Below are 20,546 nucleotides of genomic sequence, written 5' to 3' on the forward strand. Positions count from 1 at the left end.
CGGCGCGGCGTCTCCACGCTTTCAAGCGTCATCACCGGGCCGGCGCCAACGGGTCCGCGCGAAGCGCGGACCGATGACAGGCTCCGCGCTGTGCCCCGGTGATCCCGCTTGAAGGCCCCGTCACGCAGCGACGAAGCTGGATTGCCGGATCAAGTCCGGCAATGACAGAGTGGGTGTGGCCCGGCTCAGCAACAAACTTGCCGATCAGAGAGAAGGCTGAGAGAAACGCCTCAGCTCCCCCGATACGTCGCATAGCTCCACGGCGTCACCAGCAGCGGCACGTGGAGGTGGCCTTCCGCCTCGGCGATGGCGAAGCGGATGGGGATGATGTCGAGAAACGGCGGATCGGACCGCTGGGCCTTGCGGTCGGCGAAATACGCGCCGGTGTGAAACACCAGCTCATAGTGGCCCATCGGCAGTGGCCGGCCGTGGATCAGCGGCTGGTCGGTGCGGCCATCGGCATTGGTCACCGCCCGCGCGATCAGCCGGTTGTCGCCGAGCCCGCACAGCTCGAACAGCTCGATGGCGATGCCGGCCGCGGGGGTCCCGCCATGGGTGTCGAGCACATGGGTCGACAGACGCCCGTTGACGGCGAGACGCTCGCCGGCGCTGACCAGCTGATCGAGCCGCAGTGCCGCGATCCGGCAAATCTCGCGGATCGAGGTCGCGACCTCGGTCGCGGTGTCGTTCGGCAGCCGCCGTTCGAAATCTCTGAGGATCGAGTCCTTGGTGTGCCGCCGCACGCAGACGATGTAGGGGAAACCGAACTTGCCGCGATAGGCGCTGTTGACGCGCTCGAAGGCGGCATATTCGGCGTCCGACAACCGGTCGAGCCCGACGCTGGTCTGCTCGGCATTCGATTCCGCGGTCAGCCCCGCGGCGCGCTGGGTCTTGTCGGCGAGATCGGGGTGCGCCTTGATCAGCGCCATCCGCCGCTCGGATGACGCCTGTTCCACCGCGGTCGTCATCGCCGCCATCAGATCGGCGAGGCGGGCAAACGGCCGCCGCTCCGCGGCAAGTTCGGCGATCCAGGGCGAATGCTCAAAAATGTTGCCGAGCGCGGCGGCGAACTCCGCCGTCGGCATGGTGTTGAGCGCATCGAGGGTCAGGGGCTGCATGGCGAGGCTCCTCAGGTCAGCGGCGCGGCGGAGGCGGCGAGCCCGCGGTGATGGTCGTGCCAGTGCTGGGCGATGGCGCGGCGGGTCGGCGTCCACACCCGGTCATGGCGCGCGATATAATCGAGGAAGCGTTGCAGGGCCATGGCGCGGCCGGGCCGGCCGACGAGGCGACAGTGCAGGCCGATCGACATCATCTTCGGCGCGGTCTCGCCCTCGGCATAGAGCAGGTCGAAGCCGTCCTTCAGGTAGGTGAAGAAGTCCTCGCCGGTCGCAAAGCCCTGCGGGTTGATGAACCGCATGTCGTTGTTGTCGAGAGTGTAGGGAATGACGAGATGCGGCTGGGTCGGCCCGTTCAGCCAGTACGGCAGGTCGTCGGCATAGGAATCCGACAGGTAGAGCATGCCGCCCGCCTCCGCGACCAGGCGCAGCGTGCTGATCGACGAGCGTCCGGTGTACCAGCCGACGGGGCGCTCACCGGTCGCTGCGGTGTGGACACGGATCGCCTCCGCGATCGCGGCGCGCTCTTCATCCTCGGTCATCGTCTTGTGCTCGACCCATTTCAGGCCGTGGCAGGCGATGTCCCAGTTGGCCTCGCGCATCGCCGCGACCACGTCCGGGTTGCGCGCCAGCGCGGTCGCGACCCCGAACACGGTCACGCCGATGTTGCGCGCGGTCAGCATCCGCCACAGCCGCCAGAACCCGGCGCGCGAGCCGTACTCGAACATCGATTCGATATTGGCATGACGCTCGCCGGGCCACGGCTGCGCGCCCAGCACATCCGACAGGAACGCCTCCGATGCCGGATCGCCGTGCAGGATGTTGTTCTCGCCGCCCTCCTCGAAATTGAGCACGAACTGCACCGCGACGCGGGCACGCTCCGGCCATTGCGGATGGGGCGGATTGCGGCCGTAGCCGCGGAGGTCACGGGGATAGGCTGGTGTCGACATGAATGCTCGTCGCTGGTGGATCGGTCGCGCCACATGTCGCGACATGTCCGTCACATTGGAGCCAAGCCTTTGTTTATGCAAGCCGGGCTGGTCCAGTCATTGCAATCCCATGACGATCGGGCTCGCCCCCCCGGCGGCTTTCTCCGCGGCGGAAGCTGTGGTTACATGATGCCCATATTCGCGACCTGATTTCAGCTGCTGCTCATCTTTTAAGGTATTTTCCGATGGTTACCGCCCAAGGCCCGAGCCGTCCGGACGACGAAAAGCGCCTCGCGCCCTTCGAACACGCTGTGAATTCCGCCGAAGCGCGCGTCCGCCTGGTGTGGTTCACGCTCACGTCCCTGACGGCTTACGTTTTCGTCGCGTTTCTCGCCACCTCGCACGAGGACATGCTGCTGCAGAGCCGGCAAAAGCTGCCGCTGCTGCAGATCGAACTGCCGCTGGACGGCTTTGCACTCATCGGACCGGTCCTGCTGCTGCTGGTCCACATCATGGCCCTGGTCAACGTTCTCTACGTCAAGGACGCGCTCGGCGACTATTGCGGCGCGCTCGCTGCGACGGGCAGCAGCAAGGCGAGGTCCGCATCATGGAATCGGATCGCGTCGGGGATCTTCATTCGCGGGCCTGGCTTGCCCGTCCCCGCTCTGCTGCGCGCGGCGCAATGGCTGCTCGAAGCGATCACCGTGTGGCTGGCCCCGCCAATCACCCTGCTGTTCTGCCAGTTGCGCTTCCTGCCCTATCACAACACGTCGATCACCTGGGTGCATCGCGCGGTTCTGCTGCTGGACGTCCTGTGCATCGCGATCGCGGCGATCGCCGCCGCGCGTTACCTTGCCAAGCGGCAGCCCTGGACACGCGGTCAACGCCTGCGCCGCAGCACCCTTCGTTTCGCGCCGGGCGCTGTCGTCCTCGCCGGCGTGTGCTTTCTGTCGCTGTTCGTGTTTCAGCATCGCCAGGATCAGCGCTGGAATCCGCTCCCGCGCTGCGGACCGACGCCGTGCGTCGTCAAATCCGTATTCGAACGTGTGGTCTGGCCAAACCTCGAAGCCCGTTCATCGCTGCTCTATCGCGACCTCCACGCGCCCGCGAGCCGGGCTGTCATGGACCCCGCCGACAAGCTGACGGACCTTCCCTACAGCATCTCGTTCCGGCTCAGGGATCTCGAAGGTGCCGAGCTGCAGGGCGGCCGCTTCTACAAGGCTGACTTTCGCGGCGCGAACCTGCGCGGTGCGAGCCTGCGTGACGCCGATTTGCGCGAAGCCCAATTTGGCTGCTTCCGCGACCCGAGCGCTTACAAATGCGCGAACCTTCAGTTCGCGGATCTCAGCGATGCCTTCATGCAAGGAGCGGACTTCAGCTCTGTCGAGGCACAAGGTGCAATCTTCTCGTCGTGGGAAAGCCATGGCGCCCAGCTCCAACGCGCGAATTTCTTCGTCGCCAAGCTGACAGGAGCCGCGTTTCATGGCGACCTATCCGGTGCAAGCTTCCGCAACGCTAATCTTGTCGCCGCTTATCTTCCCAGCGTGCTGATGGGCGTTGACTTCACCAATGCCGACTTGTCCTATGCGGACCTGTCCAGAGGACGCTTGGTGGGGAGCGATTTCACGGACGCCCAACTCATCGGCACCGATCTCTCCAAGACGCGTCCGTGGCGCCTCGTCGGCTCCCCGAGGTTGGAGAATGGCAACGAACTCGCTATCACTGACTGTCGTGATGTCAAGCTCTCGACATTTACGCGAACGGAATACAATTCCTTTCTCGACGAGATGCGTAAGATCCCGGAGACGATCGATCGACCGCTCTGGAACTATCCGCTGATGGACCCGGATAAACCCGGCTCCATTGACGGATTCAAGATTTCGGACCTGCCGAGCTGGCTCGCCTCCTGCACTGCCTATGATCCCGTGAAGCAGGATGCCGATCTCGCTACGCAATATGTACGGCGGATCTGCTCCGCCGAAATGGAGGTGGATGGCGACAGCATTGCCGCCTGGCCGAGCCAAGACTACGTCGGCCGCTTCTCATTGAGTGATTGGGGTACTCCGGTACGCCAGCAACTCATCCACGAATTCTATCGTCAGGTGTTCAGCCTGCCCGAATGTGCTCACGTCCTGACTGGTATTCGCAAGCCCGCACCGCTGTTGGAATATCGCGATTTATTCCATGAAATCTGGAGAAACGCACCGCTCGCGGGAATTGCAGCGCCGACGATCAGTGCGGCAATCGGCCCCTGCGCTGATTGTGCGACCGACAAGACCGCGACGGCCACCGCATCGAGGTAAGAGGACGCCTCACTCCGACCGCAGCGGATTTCCCAAGAGGTCTGGTTCTCGGATCACATCGTCGCCCCAAGCACCCAGGGCGCGAACTCGGCGCCACCGAAATCGAAGCTCTCGCTCTTGGTCGGCTCGCCGGACGCGACCCGCAGCATCAGCTCGAAGATGCGCTGGCCGCACTGCTGCACGTTCTCGTCGCCATCGAGGATGGTGCCGCAGTTGACGTCCATGTCGTCTTCCATGCGCCTGTACATCGGCGTGTTGGTGGCGAGCTTGATCGAAGGCGACGGCTTGCAGCCGAACACGCTGCCGCGGCCGGTGGTGAAGCACACGAGGTTGGCGCCGCCGGCGACCTGTCCCGTGGCCGCCACCGGGTCGTAGCCGGGGGTATCCATGAACACGAAGCCCTTCTTCGTGATCTGCTCGGCGTAGTTGAGCACATCGACGAGATTGGTCGAGCCGGCCTTGGCCATCGCCCCCAGCGACTTCTCCAGGATGGTGGTAAGGCCGCCGGCCTTGTTGCCGGGGCTCGGATTGGCATTCATCTCCGCGCCCTCGCGCGCGGTGTACTCGTCCCACCAGCGCATCAGGCCGACGAGCTTTTCGCCGACCTCGCGGCTGACGGCGCGGCGCGTGAGCAGGTGCTCGGCGCCGTAGGTCTCCGGGGTTTCCGACAGGATCACGGTGCCGCCATGGCGCACCACGAGATCGCTCGCCGCGCCGAGCGCCGGATTGGCGGAGACGCCGGAATAACCATCGGAGCCGCCGCATTGCAGGGCGACGGTCAGCTCGCTCGCCGGCACCGTCTCGCGCGTCACCTTGTTGGCGTCGGTGAGCGCCTCACGCACGAAGGCGACACCGGCCTCGACCGACTTGCGGGTGCCGCCGAGGCTCTGGATCTCGAGCTCGCGCAGCCGGCCGGCGAGCTTCTGCTCCTGCATCAGGCCGCCGATCTGGTTGACCTCGCAGCCGAGGCCCAGCACCACGACCGCCGAGAAATTGACATGGCGGGCATAGCCGCCGAGCGTGCGCCGCAGCAGCTTGAGCGGCTCGTCCTGGGTCATGCCGCAGCCGGTCTTGTGGGTCAGCGCCACCACGCCGTCGACGTTGGGAAAATCCGCCAGCGGATTGTCGCCGGTGAACGGGTTCTTGCGGAACATGTCTGCGACCATCCCTGCGACATGGGCGCTGCAGTTCACGCTGGTAAGCAGGCCGATGTAGTTGCGGGTGGCAACGCGGCCGTCGGGCCGGCGAATGCCCATGAACGTCGCGGGCACGTCGACCGGCTCGACCGGCTTCGCGTCGACGCCATAAGCATAGTCCTTGGCGAAATCGCCCATACCGCAATTCTGGGTGTGGACATGCTGGCCCGGCTCGATCGGCATCGTGGCGAAGCCGATGATCTGGCCATAGCGCCGCACCGGTTCGCCGACCACGATCGGCCGCACCGCCACCTTGTGGCCCGCCGGCACGCGATCCCGCGCGGCAACCCCATCGGCGACGACGGTTCCGGGCAGCAGCGTGGCGCGGGCGATGACGACGTTGTCGTCGGGATGCAGGCGGATGACGGGAGCGGGGGTCATGGCGGTCCTCTTGAGGTCCTCTCTCAAACACATCGATCGCCGCTCCTCATCCTGAGGAGCGACCAGAGGTCGCGTCTCGCGGGGATGAGGCTGCGACGGGGGCCTCATGGTTCGAGACGCGCGGCGTGGCCGCGCTCCTGACCATGAGGGAATAGCGCTACGCGCGGCCGCCGGAATCCTTGCGGGTCTGCTGCACCGACGTCTTGGCGAACTGGGCAAGGAGACCGCTGTCGTTGAGCAGCGTCACCAGCTTGAAGCCCATGTTGATGTTGCGCGCCGCGCCGGCCGCACCGCTGCAGTGGATTCCCGGATAGATGCCGCGCTTGTCGCATTCCTTGAGCAGCTTGTCGTAGATCTTGAGAATCTCCGGCTCGTCGCGGTCGAGCTTGGGCACGAGGCCGTAGGAAAAACCGAGATCGGACGGGCCGATATAGACGCCGGCGATGCCCTCGACGTCGAGGATCGCCTCCATGTTCTCGACCGCGGTGCGGGTCTCGATCATCGGCAAGCAGAGCGTCTCCTGGTTGGCCGTCTGCTGATAGGCGCCCGCGTCGCCATAGAGGCCGGAGCGGATCGGGCCGTTGCTGCGATTGCCGCGCGGCGGATACTTGCAGGCCGCGACGAACGCTTCCGCCTCTTCTCTGGTGTTGATCATCGGGCAGATCACGCCATAGGCGCCGCCGTCGAGCACCTTGCCGATGATGCCGGGCTCGTTCCACGGCACCCGCACCATCGGCGTCACCGGGTGGCCGTTCATCGCCTGGAAACACTGCACCATGGAGAGATAGTCCTGCACGCCATGCTGCAGGTCGACCGTGATGCTGTCGAAGCCGCACTGCGCCATCACTTCCGCAGAAAAGCCGGACGGGATCGCAAGCCATCCGTTGACCACTGCCTTGCCCGACGCCCAGATTTCCTTGACCCTGTTTGCCATCATCCTGTCCTGTTGTTGGCTCGTTGCTTCGCTGCTGCCGCAGCATAGCGATTTCCCGCGCGTGAGCTATGCCGTCACGCGCGTGATCATCTCGTCACCTATGCCGACATCGCGGGCGGTGGCCACGATCGCGGCCCAGGTGTCATCCGGCAGCGGCACCCCATTCGCCATCCGCTCGGCGCGCAGGCGCGCTTCGGGTTCGCCGGGAACCAGCACCTCGTCATGGCCAGCCGCCGGTCGGCTGGCCTTGAAGAAATCGACATAGCGGGTGATCTCGCCGTCGAAGAACTCGCCGACGTCGACCCGCTTGGGATCGAGGAAGATCGCGAACATGCCGTTGGCGAAACGCCGCGGCGCGCTGGTCGCGCCGTTGCCGGTGAGCGCACCGCCGAGCAGCTCGCAGATCAGCGCAAGGCCAGAGCCCTTGTGCTCGCCGAACGCGCGAATGGCGCCGATGCCTTTGGAATGGTCGCGCGTGCCGTGTGCCTCATAGGGGCCATAGAGCAGCGCGGGATCCTCGCTCAGCGAGCCATCCGGGCCGATCAGCGCTCCCTTCGGCAGCTTCTTGCCACCGCGGCTCGCCACCAGCACCTTGCCTTCCGCCACCAGCGAAGTCGCGAAATCGAGCACGACCGGTGGCTGGCCATGGCCGCGCGGGATGCCGACGCAGTACGGCGCGGTCGACAGCCGGCGGTCGACGCCGCCATAGGGCGCCACGAGAATCGACCCGGCCGCCGTGACGAAATAGATCGACACCAGCCCCTCGGCCGCGGCCATCTCCGCCCAGTCGCCGATCCGGCCGATATGCCCGGAGTTGCGCAGCGTGATGGCCGCAAGCCCCGCCGCCTTGCACTTCTCGATCCCGATCGCCACCGCCTGTGGTCCCACCGTCTGGCCATAGCCAAAGCAGCCGTCGATCACCGCCAGCGACGGCGTGTCGACCAGCAGCTTCACCGTCCGGTCCGGGACGATGTCGCCGCTTCTCAGCCAGCGCATGTAGACCGGCACGCGGATGACGCCATGGCTGTCATGGCCGGTGAGATTGGCGGTGACGAGATAGCGGCCGATGCGCTCGGCCTCGGCCACGGAGGAGCCGGCACGGCCGAAAATCTCGGCGACGAAATCGATCAGGGGCTGGTAGGGAATCGTAACCATGGACAGGCTGCCTTGACGTTCTCCGGCGGTTGCTAGACCGCCACTTTGGCGTGACCGCCGAGATAGGCGGCACGGATTGCTTCATTGCTCCACAGCTCGTCCGGCTTGCCGCCGAGCACGAGCCGCCCGGTCTCGAGCACATAGCCCTGGTCGGCGACCGACAGGCCCATGCGCGCGTTCTGCTCGACCAGCAGCACCGTGGTGCCGCGGCGCTGGATCTCGGCAATGATGCGGAACACCGCCTGCACGATCACCGGCGCAAGGCCGAGCGACGGCTCGTCCAGCAGCAGCAGGCGCGGCTTCGCCATCAGGCCGCGCGCCACCGCCACCATCTGCAACTGGCCGCCGGACAGCGTCCAGCCCAGCGCATCGGCGAATTTGCGGATATCCGGAAACAGGTCGAACATCGCGTCGGCCTCGCGCGCGAGCTCGGCCTTGCCGGCCCGGCGGTTGGAGCCGCCGAGCATGATGTTCTCCCGCACGGTGAGGCCGGGAAACACCCGCCGGCCCTCAGGCACATGGGCGATGCCCATGCGCACGATGTCTTCCGGATGGCGGCCGGCGATCGACTGGCCGTCGAACAGGATGTCGCCGCTCGCGGGCTTGCTCAGGCCCGAGATCGCGCGCAGCGTGGTCGACTTGCCGGCGCCGTTGCTGCCGAGCAGGGTCACCACCTGCCCGGCCTCGACGCTGAACGAGATGCCGCGCAACGCCTCGATCTCGCCATAGCGGACGTTGAGATCCTTGACCTCCAGCAGGGCCATCATTCGCTCCCGAGGTAGGCGGAAATGACGTCGGGGTGCTGCAGCACCGCGAGCGACTCGCCATCAGCGATACGCTTGCCGAAATTCAGCACCGTGATGTGCTGCGCCGCCTCACGCACCAGCGTCATGTCATGGTCGATGATCAGGATGGTGAGGCCGTGGGCGGCGATGCGCTTGAGCAGGTCATGCAGATCGACCTTCTCGCTCGAGTTCAGGCCGGCGGCCGGCTCGTCGAGCAGCAGCAGCGTCGGATTGCCGGCCAGCGCGCGGGCGATCTCGATCAGGCGCTGGTGTCCATAGGAAAAGCTGGTCACCAGTTCATTGGCACGATCGCCGAGGCCGACGAAGGTCAGCGCCGCCAGTGCGCGTTCGGTGAGCGCGGCATGGTTCGCTCCGGCCGCAAGCGCGTTGCCCGGCCGCTCCGCGCCGATCACGACGTTTTCAAGGGCGGTCATTGAGCGGAACAGACGGATGTTCTGGAAGGTGCGCCCGAGGCCGGCGATGGTGCGGGCATGCGGCGACAGTGTCGTGATGTCGGCGCCGTCGAGCATCACCTGGCCGGCGGTCGCCTTGTAGAGGCCCGACAGCACGTTGAGCGTCGTCGTCTTGCCCGAGCCGTTGGGGCCGATCAGCGCATGAACGCCGCCACGGCGCACATCGAAATCGACGCCATCGACCGCCTTGAGGCCGCCGAAGTATTTCGACAGGCCGCGCACCTGCAGCACGACGTCGCCGCCGGTGGACGCCGGCGCGAGCTGCAGCGCGCTGCGCGCCACCGCCGGCTCGGCCTTGCGCCGCCAGCGATCGGCCATCGTCTGCACGAAGCCCCAGATGCCGTCAGGCATGAAGCGCACGATCAGGATCACCGACAGGCCGTAGATCGCGAGATAAAGGCCCGGCAGGCTCTTGAGGAAGCGCAGCCATTCCGGGATCAGGATCAGCAGCGCCGTGCCGATCACCGCGCCGATCGGCGACGCCACGCCGCCGAGCAGCGCCATGGTCATGAACACGATCGATTCGGCAAAAGAGAACTGGTCGGGACTGACATAGGCAAAGCCGCCGGCGAACAGGCCGCCGGCGAGCCCGCCGAGCAGCGCCGACAGCGCGAACGCGGCGACCTTGGTGCGGTAGACGTCGATGCCGGCGATGCTGGCGGCAAGCTCATTGTCACGCACCGCGCGCATGGCGCGACCGATCCGCGTGTCCGGCAGCTGCCACACCACGTAGCCGACCAGCGCCAGCGCGGCGACGCAGAAAGCCAGATAGGATTGCGACGAGGTCAGCAACGCCGGCCGGCCGATGTTGCCGACGCCGTCCGGCCCGTGGGTCAGGCCGATGGCGTTGATCATCACCAGCGTCACGATCTGCTGGAACGAGATCGTCACCATGGCGAGATAGTGGCCGCCGAGCCGCAGCGTCGACATGCCCAGCACCGCGCCGGCGCCGAGCGCAACCACCGAGCCGACGACAAGGCAGATCCAGAAGCTGAGATGATAGTCGGTCGTGCCGAGACCGACCGCGTAGGCGCCGAAGCCGAAGAATGCGGCCTGGGCGAGGTTGATCTGGCCGCACAGGCCGAGCACCACCGACAGCCCGAACACCGCGATGGCGAAGGTCGAGGCCTGCATCAGGATGTTGAGGATGTAGCCGTCGAACGGCAACACGCCGGCGGCGATCACCGCGGCGATGGCCAGCAGGAAATAAGGCAGATGGCGCACCAGCGTCGGGACGGGGCGCGCGGCGGCGATGGCGAGATTATCGCTGGACGAGCTCATGCTTTCTCCGCGACGCGTTCACCGAAGATGCCTTGCGGCCGGAACACCAGGAACACCACCAGCACCAGGAAGGCGAAGCCATCCTTGTAGGGCACCGAGATATAGGCGGCGCCAAAGGTCTCGATGATGCCGAGCGCGAAGCCGCCGATAATGGCGCCTGCGACGTCGCCGAAGCCGCCGATGATGGTGGCGGCGAACGCCTTGAGCGCGATGGTCGAGCCCATCTGGATCGACACGAACAGCACCGGCGCCACCAGGATGCCGGCGATGCCGCCGAGCACGGCGGAATAGACGAAAGTGATCATGATCATGGTCGACACGGAGATGCCGAGCAGCGAGGCCATCTCCTTGTCCTGCGAGGTCGCCTGCAGCTTCTTGCCGAGCAACGTGTGCTCGAAGAACCAGTACTGGATCGCGACCATGGCGATGGCAACCGCGATGATCAGCAGGTACTGGCTGTCAAGATACACCGGGCCGAGCTGGATGCCGGGCGTGTCGAACCACGGCGCCAGTACCTGGGGCTGCGGGCCGTAGATCGCGAGTACCGAGTTGGCGAGCAGGATCGAGGCACCGATGGTGGCGATGATCACCGGCAGGAAGCTGCGGTTGCGCAGCGGATAGTAGACGCCGAGATTGAAGATCACGCCGAGCAGCGCCATGCCGGCGAGCGCCGCCAGGAACGAGATCCAGTACGGCCAGCCGAGATCGACCGCGAACACCACCATCAGATAGGCCGCCACCATGGAGAACTCGCCCTGGGCGAAGTTGACGACATTGGTGGCGCGGAAGATCAGCACGAAACCGAGGGCGACCAGCGCGTAGACCGCGCCGATGCCGATGCCGGTGAACAGCAGTTGCAGGACGAGATCCATGGGACGCTCGCGTTTCGAGGGGAACGCCCGGCGGCGCTGCGCCGGGCGATGAACGCGGCCTCCGCGAGGGGCCACGGTGAGGCGTCAGTCTTCGAATTCGATATGCTTGTCGAAGACGATGTTGCCCTTGTCGTTCCGGACGATGTTGTAGCCGTGCAGGCCGTCGCCGTTCTTGTCGAAGTTGTATTCGCCCTCGGCGCCGGGGAACTTCCTGGTGGCGAGGATCGCCTCGCGGATCTTGTCCGGCGCTGTCGATCCCGCCTTGTTGATCGCGGCGCTCAGCACCGTCACCGCGTCGAACGTCCAGGAACTCTGGTTGTCCGGAACGACCTTGTAGGCATCGCGATAGGCCTTGCCGTACGCCTTCGAGCCTTCGCTCGAGTCCTCGGCATAGTCGGCGACGCCGTAGGTGTTGTAGAGCGCGGGGCCGGCGAGCTTGAGCGCGGTGACATTGACGATCGAGGGCGAGCCGACCCACGGGATGTTGACGCCGAGCTGGCGCAACTGGCGGGCGAAGATGCCGAGGTCGTTCTCGAAGGTGAAGTACGATCCCAGGACATCGGCGCCGGACTGCTTGATGGCGAGCACCACCGGCGTGAAGTCCTGGCTCTGGTTGGCGTAGCCCTGGTCGAGCACCGGCGGCGCATCGAGCTTGCCCAGCGCCTCGGTCAGCGCCTTGCCGCCGGCGGTGCCGAATGCGTCGGTCGAATGCACGATCGCCCATTTCTTCTTGCCGAGGGTCTTGACGCCGTAATCGGCGATGACGCGGCCGGAGTAGCTGTCGTTGGGGCGGAAGCGGAACAGCCAGGGATTGCCGAGATGGGTCAGCGTCGGATCGGTGCCGCCGATCATCACCGGCTTGCCGAGCTTGAGCACGTCCGGCTGCATCGCATGCACCTGGGTCGAGCGGATCGAACCGAGGAACGCGACGATGTCGGACTGCGCCGCGAGCTTGGAGAACGCCAGCACGATGCCAGGATTGGTGGTCTGGTCGTCCTCGATGATCAGCTCGGCCTGCTTGCCGAGGATGCCGCCGGCCTTGTTGACGGCCTCAAATGCCAGCCTGGCGCCATTGATGGCGTATTTGCCGGATTCCGCTGCGGGGCCGGTGACCGGCGCGCACATCCCGATCTTGATCGTGGCTCCTTGAGCCCAGGCGGTGCGCAGCAAGGCGGGCGCGGCGACGCCCGCCGCCAGCCCGACGGAAAAGTGACGTCTCGTCAGCTTCATTCAGTCCTCCCTCGTGCGCCGAACGTTTGATGCCGGCTTGTTGAAACGAACGGGACGCGAGCCAACCCGGTACACGGAGCGCGTGTTGCCACGCACGTCGGATCGGCGCTGCGACTGCCGACCCACATTGTGGACAGTGCTGTTGCCCCTGCGACGCCGCCAATCCCTTCGCTTGCGGCGAGCTAATCACGACCGTACATTGCATGCAATAGACACAACGCACCTCCAATGGCCAGGATCACGTCACCCAAGCCCCGGCGCAGGCAGCCGGCCTACGCCCTGATCACCGAGACGCTCGCCCGGCGTATCCGCACCGGTGACGTACCCGCGGGCACGGTGCTGTCAGAACCGGCGATTGCCGGCCTGTTCGGCTCCAGCCGCTCGCCGGTGCGACAGGCGTTCGAGCGCCTGGAGGACCTTGGTCTCGTGCGCCGCTTCGACGGCCGCGGTGTGATCGCCGGGCGGCGGCGCGCCGAGCCCAAGCGCACCGCGGTGACGCCGCAGATGCTCGGCCTTGCCGAAGGGGCGCCGGAGACCCTGCGCGGCGATGGCTGGGATGCGCTGTACTACGAGCTTGAACGCGACATCATCTATCGCTCGGTGTTCGGCCGCTTCCGCGTCAACGAACTGGCGCTGGCGCGCCACTTCCGCGTCGGCCGCACGGTGGCGCGCAACCTGCTGCTGCGGGCCCAGGCGGCGGGCCTGCTCGAAAAGGGCGCCAAGGCGCACTGGTATGTGGTGGCGCTCGACGACAGCCGCGTGCGCGACATTTTCGAGCTGCGCCAGAGCCTGGAGCCGCCTCTGATCGCGAGCGCGGCCGGCAAGATTCCGCCGGACGTGCTCGACGCCATGGCATCAAGGCTGCGCGCGGCGATGACGGCGCGGCCTGATGTCAGCATCGCCGAACTCGACGAGCTCGAGAGCGACCTGCATATCCGCTGTCTCAGCTTCGGCAAGAACCGCGAGATGGTGGAGGCGCTCAAGCGCACCCACTGCAGCTTCGTGATCGGCAAGCACATCCAGGTGGCACTGGCGCAACAGCCGCAGATCGACCCGTTCATGGACGAGCATCTGCCGATCATCGAAGCGCTGCGCCGGGACGACGGCCGCGCCGCCGCCGCCGCGTTGCGCCGGCATCTCGACCTGACCCAGGAGAAGCTCGCCCGCTGGTTCGAGGCGTTTCGCGCACTCGATCTGATGTCGCAGGTGCCTTATATCGTCTAGGCTTTCATCTCTCGCCCTTTTGAATGCAGGCACCGCTGAATCGCCTGTACCCTGCCGCCGCTGACCACCTGCCCCCTTCCCGATCCACGCCGCTGTTCCCTCCCCGTACCAGAGAGATCACATGTCTGCAGAGCTTCAGTTGACCGCCGATGTCATCGGCTTGACGCGCACGCCGCCGCTGTCGCGGCGAACTTTCATGACCGCCACAGCTGCAACCGCCGCAGGCTATACGCTGGCGGCAGGCCCGGTGCGCGCCGACACCATCAAGACCGACACCGTGGGCCTCGAGGCCGGCGATGCCAAGGCCAGGGTCGCCAACGGCGACATGCCGGTGTACTTCGCACGGCCGGCCGGCGTGAAGAATCCACCCATCGTGCTGGTGGCGATGGAGATCTTCGGCCTGCACGAATACATCAAGGACGTGACGCGGCGCCTCGCCAAGCTCGGCGCCTTCGCCATCGCTCCCGACTACTACTTTCGCAACGGCGCCGACCTGACCAAGATCAGCGAGATGTCGCAGCTCCTGCCGCTGGTCAACTCCAAGCCGGATGCCGAACTGCTGTCCGATCTCGACAGCACGGTGGCCTGGGCGAAGTCCCAGGGCGGCGACACCGGCCGGCTCGGCATGGTCGGCTTCTGCCGCGGCGGCCGGGCGGTGTGGGAATATGCCGCCCACAGCAGCGAGCTCAAGGTTGGCGTCGCCTTCTACGGGCCTCCGGTCGATGCGCCCAACCCGCTATGGCCCAAGAGCCCGACCCAGCTCGCGCCCGACATGAAGGCGCCGGTGCTCGGTCTCTATGGCGAAGCCGACCAGGGCATTCCGGTCGCCCAGGTCGAGGCATTGAAGGCGGCGCTGGCGGCCGCGCACAAGCCCGCGGACTTCAAGCTCTATCCCGGCGCCCCGCACGGCTTTCATGCCGACTATCGCGCAAGCTATCGCAAGGATGCCGCCGAGGACGCCTGGGCACAGATGCAGGCCTGGTTCAGGAAGTATCACGTGCTCGGCTGAAACAACGGCCGTCGCCGGCGGCGCGCTGCCGCCGGCGCGCCGATCAGGCCGCGGCCTTGGCCGGCACGGCCGCCGGCCGCGCCAGGTTGAGCAGGTTGCCGGCAAGAATGATGGCCGCGCCGACGATGGTCAGCACGTCGATGTTCTCCGAATACACCAGCCAGCCGGCCATGGCGCTGAGCGGCACGCGCAGGAAGTCCATCGGCACCACGATGGTCGCATCCGCATAGCGCATCGCATTGGTGAAGCAGTAGTGGGAGAAGGTGCCGCAGAACGCCACCACCACGATCCACGGCCAGACATGGAGCGATGGCCATGACCAGTAGTACAGCGCCGGGGCGACGCCGATGGCGGACTGGATCACCAGCATCCAGAAGATGATCACCACCACGGCGTCGGTCCGCGTCAGCGATTTCATCATCACGATCGCGGTGCCGAAGCCGAAGGCCGCCACCAGCATCACGAGGTGACCGATGTTGCTCGCGCCCACGCCCGGCCGCACGATAACAGCGACACCGGCAATGCCGAGCACAATGGCAAGACACTTGCGCCAGGTGATGGTCTCGCCAAGGAAGATCGCCGCCATGATCGCGGTCCAGATCGGCATGGTGAACTCGATCGAGACCACCTGCGCCACCGGAATCAGCGTCAGCGCCAGAAACCAGAGATACTGCGCGGCGTAGTGGAAGGCATTGCGGCCGACCAGCAGCCACGGCCGCGCCGAACGCATCGCGCGGAGTCCGCCATGGCGGTGCACCAGCGGGTAAAACAGCACCAGCCCGATCAGCGAGCGCAGCTCCATGATCTCAAACACATTCAGCTCACGCGTGGTCTCGCGGCCGGCGACCACCAGCATCAGCATGGCGGCGTGCCAGCCGACCATCCACAGGGCGGCCTTGAGATAAGATTGCTGAACGGGAGAAACCGACATCGGAACGGCGCCGTCTCGTTTGTGGTCGCGGTCGACGGCACATACGCACAAAAAGCCGGCGACAGCTATGCCGCTTGGCTCAGGGCAGCCCCGCAACGAGAACCGCCGCGGCGCTCCCTTCGGTGCGCCGCGGCGGTCGGTCGTGCTCGCGATGTCAGTCTACATATAGAGTGTCACTCGCCGTGGCGGGTGTCGAGCAAGGTCCAACGGCCGCCCTTGGCCTCGACCACATAGATCGGCTTGATCGAGTCGCGGTCCTCACCGAACGAGATCTCGCCCTCGAGCGCCGCGTATCCCCTGAGCTTGGCCAGCGCGTCGCGGATGGCGGTGCGCTCGGCAACGACCTTGTCCGCCGCGCCGGTGACGCCGGCGCGCTTGATCGCCTCGGCATAGAGATAGACGATGTCGTAGGCGGAGGCGTCCTGCTGGTTCGGCTCGTGGCGCGAGATGCCGGCCTTGGTGGTACGCACGCCGAACTCCTTGGCGAAGGCGCGGGTGCGGTCATTGAGGTCGGCGAAGAAGGTGGTGCCGATGGTCATGCCGTCGCCGGCGCCTTCCATGCGCTGCGGCAGGTCGGGATCGGCCACCGTGGTGCCACCGATAACGCGGGCGACCACGCCCTGGCGCTTGAGCTCCTTGGCGATGTTGACGGCCGCTTCCGGCGGCGCGCCGAGGCCGATGATATCAGGCTTCATCTGCGCGAGCTGCGACACCTGCGGCGACAGGTCGAAGGCGTTGTACTGGAAGTCGACGGCGCCCTTGGGGTTGATGCCATACTTGTTGAACAGTCCCGGCAGCACCGTGGTGCCGACCGACTTCGACACGGTATCGTCGGTGGCGTAGGCGGTGGCGCCGTTGGCCATCGGCAGCTTCTTGTCGCGCAGCGCCGCCAGCACCTGGTCGATCACCATGCGCTCGTCGCGGGTGTTGCGGAAGGCGTAGGAGAAGTCCTTGGTCAGCGCCGGCGCCGACGACGACATCGACATCTGCACGATGCCGAGGCGCTCTCCGGCCGGGAATGCGACACGCACTTCGCCCGACGAGAACGGGCCGATCACCGCCAGCGCCTTGTTGTCCTCGGCGAACTGGCGCACCGCGAGTGCCGCCTGCTTCGGATCGCCACCGGTGTCGAACTTGACCAGCTTGACCTTCTTGCCGTCGATGCCGCCCTTGGCGTTGATCTCGTCGACAGCGAGGTCCACCGCGACCTCGTTGGTGTTGGCGAGGCTGACATAGGGGCCGGTCTTGGCCATGGAGAAGCCGATGATGAGATCGTCGGCGCGCGCCGCGCCGGAAACCAGGGCGAGGGCCGCGACCCCGGCCAGTACCTTACCACGTCGTATCATATCCCCACTCCTTCGTTTTGGTTTTAGAGAGATTGCGACTTCAGGACATCGCCCGCAGCGCCGGCCGCTGTTCTGCGGACGGCTCGGCGCTGCGGCCGAGATAGGCTTCCTGCAGGCGCGGATCGGCCTGCAGCACCTGCGGATCGCCGGCCATCACCACGCGGCCGAGCTCGATCACGGTGGCGCTGTGCGCCACCGACAGCGCCTTGCCGGTGTTCTGCTCAACCAGCAGTATGGCGAGACCGTCGCGGTTGAGCTCCTTGATGAGATCGAACAGGCGCGACACGAACAGCGGCGACAGGCCGAGCGAGGGCTCGTCGAGCATCATCAGGCGCGGGCGCGCCACCATGGCGCGGCCGATCGCCAGCATCTGCTGCTCGCCACCCGACAGGCATGACGCCGCCATGTGGCGACGGCTCGCAAGATTCGGGAAGCGCTCGTAGATTCCGGCGATATCGGCGCGCACACCGGCGGGATCCCGCCGCAGATGAGCGCCGACCAGGAGGTTCTCCTCGATGGTCAGCGAGATCAGGATGCGACGGCCTTCCGGCACCAGCACGAGGCCCTGCGCAAGACGGGCGCTCACCGCATCGCCGCCGACCTCGCGACCGGCGAAGCGGATCGTGCCGCTGCGCGCCCTGACCGCGCCGACGATGGCGCTGAGCAGCGTCGACTTGCCGGCGCCGTTGGCGCCGAGCACGGTGGCGATCTCGCCCTCGCCGATGGTCAGCGACACCTTGTCGAGCGCGGTGACGCGCCCGTAGGTCACCGTCAAGTCGGAAACGGACAGCAGCGTCATCAGGCGGCCTCGTCGAAACCGAGATAGGCGGCGCGCACCTGCGCGTCGCTCTGCACGGCGCTGAGCGTACCTTCGGCGATCTTCTCGCCGAAGTTCAGCACCACCACGTGTTCGCAGACATTGCCGATGAAGTGCATGTCGTGCTCGACCACCAGCAGCGTCACGCCGCGCTGCTTGAGCAGCTCGAGATGTCCACGCAGCGCCTCGGTCTCGGTCGGGTTGAGACCCGCCGCCGGCTCGTCGAGCATCAGCAGCGAGGCGCCCGCGAGCGTCGCGCGCACCAGATCGATTCGCTTGCGCACGCCATAGGGCAGTTCGCTGACGGTGGAATCGGCGTGGGCCGCAAGCCCGGCTTCGTCGAGCGCCTCGATCGCCTGGCGGCGCCAGCGATGGTTCGGCCACAGGCGAAACGGGGTCAGCAGGTTCATAAGGCCGCCGGCGCGGACGTGCTGGCCGACGATCAGGTTCTCGCACACCGTGAGATGGGGCATCAGCCGCACGTTCTGGAAGCTGCGGGCGATGCCGTGGCCGATGCGGCGGCGCGACGGCACCGCGGTGATATCCCGGCCATCGAGCACGATGCGGCCCGAGGTCGGCGCGTAGACGCCGCTGATGACATTGAACACCGTGGTCTTGCCCGCCCCGTTCGGGCCGATCAGCGCGGTGGCCTCGCCGCGCCGCACCGAAAAGCTGAGGTCGCGGATGACCTGCAGGCCGCCGAAAGCCTTGCTGAGGTGATCGAGGGTCAGGATGGTCGATGCGGAGGTCATGACGTCACCTGTTCGGTCGAGCGCCGCCGGCCGGAGAGCCAGCGGCCGAGCGCCGGCGTGACCAGGCCCTGCGGGCGCAACGCCATGAAGCCGATGATGAACAGCGCGAACAGCACATAGCGCCAGCCGCCGCCGGCGCGCAGCAGTTCGGGGATCAGGGTGAAGAACGCGGCGCCGACCAGCGGCCCCCACACCGTCTGGGTGCCGCCGAGCAGCACATAGAGCACGGTGTAGACGCTGAGCGCGACGCTGAAGTGCTGCGCCTCGACGAAGCTGAAGTGGTGGCCGTAGAGCCCACCGCCGACACCCGCAATGGCGGCGCCGATGGCGAAGGCCGCGACCTGCAGCGCCCGCACATTGAGGCCGAGCAGGTCCGACACCACGGTGTCGTTCTTGATCGCCGTGAGGTAGAGCGCAAAGCGCGTCCGCGACAGCAGGAACACGAACAGCACCACCCCGGCCGTGGTGGCGAACACCATCCAGGGCTTGGCATAGGCGATCACCTGGTAGCCGGCGGCGGCGCCGACCACCTCGAGATTGAGGAACACGGCGGAAATCACCTGGCCCAGCGCGAAGGTCGCGAGCGCCAGATAAATGCCGTGGGTGCGCAGGATCGGGATGGCGACAATCATCGCCAGCACACCCGATGCGGCGCCGCCGGCGACAACCGCCGACGCCAGCGGCCACGCCATCTCGTTGGTGAGATAAGCCGCCGTATAAGCGCCGACCGCCATGAAGCCGGCGATGCCGAGATTGAGCTGGCCCGCCGCCAGCGGCAGGTAGACCGCGTAAGCCGCGATGACGTTGAAGCAGAGAATGACCAGGAGGCCGACCTGATAGCCGCTCATCACAGCTTCTCCCGGGCCGGCGGCCGGCCGAACAGGCCCTGCGGCCGCACGATCAGCAACGCCAGCAACAGGCCGTAGACGGCGATATTGACCATGTCGGCGCCGAGGAAGCGGATCGACAGCACTTCGGCGAGGCCGATCAGCAGGCCGCCGAGCACCGCCCCCCACACGCTGCCCATGCCGCCGATGATCATGGCGGCGATGCCCTTGAAGCCGACGCCCTCGCCCATGAACGGCGACACCTGCAGGTAGTTGAGCGCGAACAGGATGCCGCCGAGCGCGGTGAACAGCGCGCTGAACACGAAGATCTGCGGAATGATGCGGTCGACGTCGATGCCGAGCAGGATCGAGGTGTCGCGGTTCTCGGCGATGCTGCGGATCTGCCGACCAAGATTGGTCTTGTGCAGCATCACCGACAGCCACACCACCAGCGACAGCGCCACCACGAGGCTGATGATCTGCGCGGTGCCGATGACGAGGTCACCGATGCGGATGTTGAAGTCGGCGATCAGCGACGGAAACGCCTGCTGGTCGGAGCCGACCGTCACCAGCGCCAGGTTCTCGAGCAGCACCAGGAAGCCGAGCGAGGATACCAGCGGCACCTCGGGATCGCTGTTGCGGCTGCGGCGATACGACAGCCGCTCGACCAGCAGCGCGATCAGCGCGGCGCCGAACAGCGCCGCGCCCTTGGCGAGGCTCCAGTGCCAGCCGCCCTTGAGCATCACCCAGGTCACCATGCCGCCGACCATGAACAGGCCGGGGATGGAGAAGTTGAGAAAGTTGAGGATGCCGATCGCCAGCGTGAACGACACGCCGACCAGCACATAGATGGCGCCGAGCATGACGCCGTTGATGAGCTGCTGCGCGATCATGCGGCCCTCCCATTCCGGGACGCGGCAGCGGCGGCGGCGAAGCCGCCATTGCCATGGGCTGGATCAGGGAGAGGAGAGACGAGCGGCATCGGC

18 protein-coding genes are annotated in these 20,546 nt (G+C 66.4%); 3 read left to right on the forward strand and 15 right to left on the reverse strand.

The window, feature by feature from the left end:
- Positions 1-230: 230 nt before the first annotated feature.
- A complete protein-coding gene (uraD, locus tag AB4Z37_RS29000) occupies positions 231-1,118 on the reverse strand; it encodes a 2-oxo-4-hydroxy-4-carboxy-5-ureidoimidazoline decarboxylase (RefSeq protein ID WP_441520181.1) in 888 nt (295 codons plus the stop codon).
- Between the two features lie 11 nt (positions 1,119-1,129).
- Entirely contained in the window at positions 1,130-2,065 is a 936-nt protein-coding gene (gene puuE, locus AB4Z37_RS29005; RefSeq protein ID WP_441520182.1) for an allantoinase PuuE, read from the reverse strand.
- A gap of 224 nt (positions 2,066-2,289) precedes the next feature.
- On the opposite strand from puuE, the gene AB4Z37_RS29010 reads away from it, so the two are divergent.
- Positions 2,290-4,347, forward strand: coding sequence for a pentapeptide repeat-containing protein (locus tag AB4Z37_RS29010; protein ID WP_441520183.1), 2,058 nt, complete (start codon positions 2,290-2,292; stop codon positions 4,345-4,347).
- A gap of 53 nt (positions 4,348-4,400) precedes the next feature.
- On the opposite strand, the gene AB4Z37_RS29015 is transcribed toward AB4Z37_RS29010, so the two are convergent.
- The 7 genes from AB4Z37_RS29015 to AB4Z37_RS29045 form a co-directional block, all read right to left on the reverse strand.
- On the reverse strand, positions 4,401-5,924 hold the full coding sequence (locus AB4Z37_RS29015) for a UxaA family hydrolase (RefSeq protein WP_441520184.1): 1,524 nt from the start codon (positions 5,922-5,924) through the stop codon (positions 4,401-4,403).
- 157 nt (positions 5,925-6,081) lie between these two features.
- Positions 6,082-6,858 carry an HpcH/HpaI aldolase family protein gene (locus AB4Z37_RS29020; RefSeq protein WP_441520185.1) on the reverse strand — a complete coding sequence of 259 codons (777 nt, stop codon included), beginning with the start codon at positions 6,856-6,858 and terminating at the stop codon, positions 6,082-6,084.
- A 66-nt stretch (positions 6,859-6,924) separates the two neighbouring features.
- Positions 6,925-8,013 (reverse strand): malate/lactate/ureidoglycolate dehydrogenase, encoded by a 1,089-nt coding sequence (locus AB4Z37_RS29025; RefSeq protein WP_441520186.1) that lies wholly within the window; start codon positions 8,011-8,013, stop codon positions 6,925-6,927.
- Between the two features lie 32 nt (positions 8,014-8,045).
- Positions 8,046-8,777 carry an ABC transporter ATP-binding protein gene (locus AB4Z37_RS29030; protein WP_441520187.1) on the reverse strand — a complete coding sequence of 244 codons (732 nt, stop codon included), beginning with the start codon at positions 8,775-8,777 and terminating at the stop codon, positions 8,046-8,048.
- Complete coding sequence (locus AB4Z37_RS29035; protein WP_441520188.1) at positions 8,777-10,552, reverse strand: branched-chain amino acid ABC transporter ATP-binding protein/permease; 1,776 nt, start codon at positions 10,550-10,552, stop codon at positions 8,777-8,779. Before AB4Z37_RS29035 ends, AB4Z37_RS29030 begins: the two co-directional genes overlap by 1 nt.
- Positions 10,549-11,424, reverse strand: coding sequence for a branched-chain amino acid ABC transporter permease (locus AB4Z37_RS29040; protein ID WP_211966930.1), 876 nt, complete (start codon positions 11,422-11,424; stop codon positions 10,549-10,551). Before AB4Z37_RS29040 ends, AB4Z37_RS29035 begins: the two co-directional genes overlap by 4 nt.
- 84 nt (positions 11,425-11,508) lie before the next feature.
- Positions 11,509-12,654 carry an ABC transporter substrate-binding protein gene (locus AB4Z37_RS29045; RefSeq protein WP_441520189.1) on the reverse strand — a complete coding sequence of 382 codons (1,146 nt, stop codon included), beginning with the start codon at positions 12,652-12,654 and terminating at the stop codon, positions 11,509-11,511.
- 228 nt (positions 12,655-12,882) lie between these two features.
- Between AB4Z37_RS29045 and AB4Z37_RS29050 the strand changes: the two genes are divergently transcribed.
- Together AB4Z37_RS29050 and AB4Z37_RS29055 are read left to right on the forward strand one after the other, a co-directional pair.
- Positions 12,883-13,878, forward strand: coding sequence for a GntR family transcriptional regulator (locus AB4Z37_RS29050; RefSeq protein WP_441520190.1), 996 nt, complete (start codon positions 12,883-12,885; stop codon positions 13,876-13,878).
- A 121-nt stretch (positions 13,879-13,999) separates the two neighbouring features.
- Positions 14,000-14,887 (forward strand): dienelactone hydrolase family protein, encoded by an 888-nt coding sequence (locus AB4Z37_RS29055; protein ID WP_441520191.1) that lies wholly within the window; start codon positions 14,000-14,002, stop codon positions 14,885-14,887.
- 43 nt (positions 14,888-14,930) lie between these two features.
- Here AB4Z37_RS29055 and AB4Z37_RS29060 read toward each other — a convergent pair whose 3' ends face one another.
- The 6 genes from AB4Z37_RS29060 to AB4Z37_RS29085 form a co-directional block, all read right to left on the reverse strand.
- The gene (locus tag AB4Z37_RS29060; protein WP_441520192.1) at positions 14,931-15,818 is read right to left on the reverse strand and encodes a DMT family transporter; all 888 of its coding nucleotides are present in this window, start codon (positions 15,816-15,818) and stop codon (positions 14,931-14,933) included.
- Positions 15,819-15,991: 173 nt separating this feature from the next.
- Positions 15,992-17,164, reverse strand: coding sequence for an ABC transporter substrate-binding protein (locus AB4Z37_RS29065; protein WP_441520193.1), 1,173 nt, complete (start codon positions 17,162-17,164; stop codon positions 15,992-15,994).
- Between the two features lie 40 nt (positions 17,165-17,204).
- Complete coding sequence (locus tag AB4Z37_RS29070) at positions 17,205-17,963, reverse strand: ABC transporter ATP-binding protein (protein ID WP_441520194.1); 759 nt, start codon at positions 17,961-17,963, stop codon at positions 17,205-17,207.
- Positions 17,963-18,733 carry an ABC transporter ATP-binding protein gene (locus tag AB4Z37_RS29075; RefSeq protein WP_441520195.1) on the reverse strand — a complete coding sequence of 257 codons (771 nt, stop codon included), beginning with the start codon at positions 18,731-18,733 and terminating at the stop codon, positions 17,963-17,965. The genes AB4Z37_RS29070 and AB4Z37_RS29075 overlap by 1 nt, the downstream gene beginning before the upstream one ends.
- Complete coding sequence (locus AB4Z37_RS29080; protein ID WP_441520196.1) at positions 18,730-19,581, reverse strand: branched-chain amino acid ABC transporter permease; 852 nt, start codon at positions 19,579-19,581, stop codon at positions 18,730-18,732. Before AB4Z37_RS29080 ends, AB4Z37_RS29075 begins: the two co-directional genes overlap by 4 nt.
- Entirely contained in the window at positions 19,581-20,453 is an 873-nt protein-coding gene (locus AB4Z37_RS29085; protein WP_441520197.1) for a branched-chain amino acid ABC transporter permease, read from the reverse strand. The genes AB4Z37_RS29080 and AB4Z37_RS29085 overlap by 1 nt, the downstream gene beginning before the upstream one ends.
- Positions 20,454-20,546 lie beyond the last annotated feature (93 nt).

The sequence above is a fragment of the Bradyrhizobium sp. 2TAF24 genome, from assembly GCF_052115025.1.
Classification (GTDB): domain Bacteria; phylum Pseudomonadota; class Alphaproteobacteria; order Rhizobiales; family Xanthobacteraceae; genus Bradyrhizobium_A.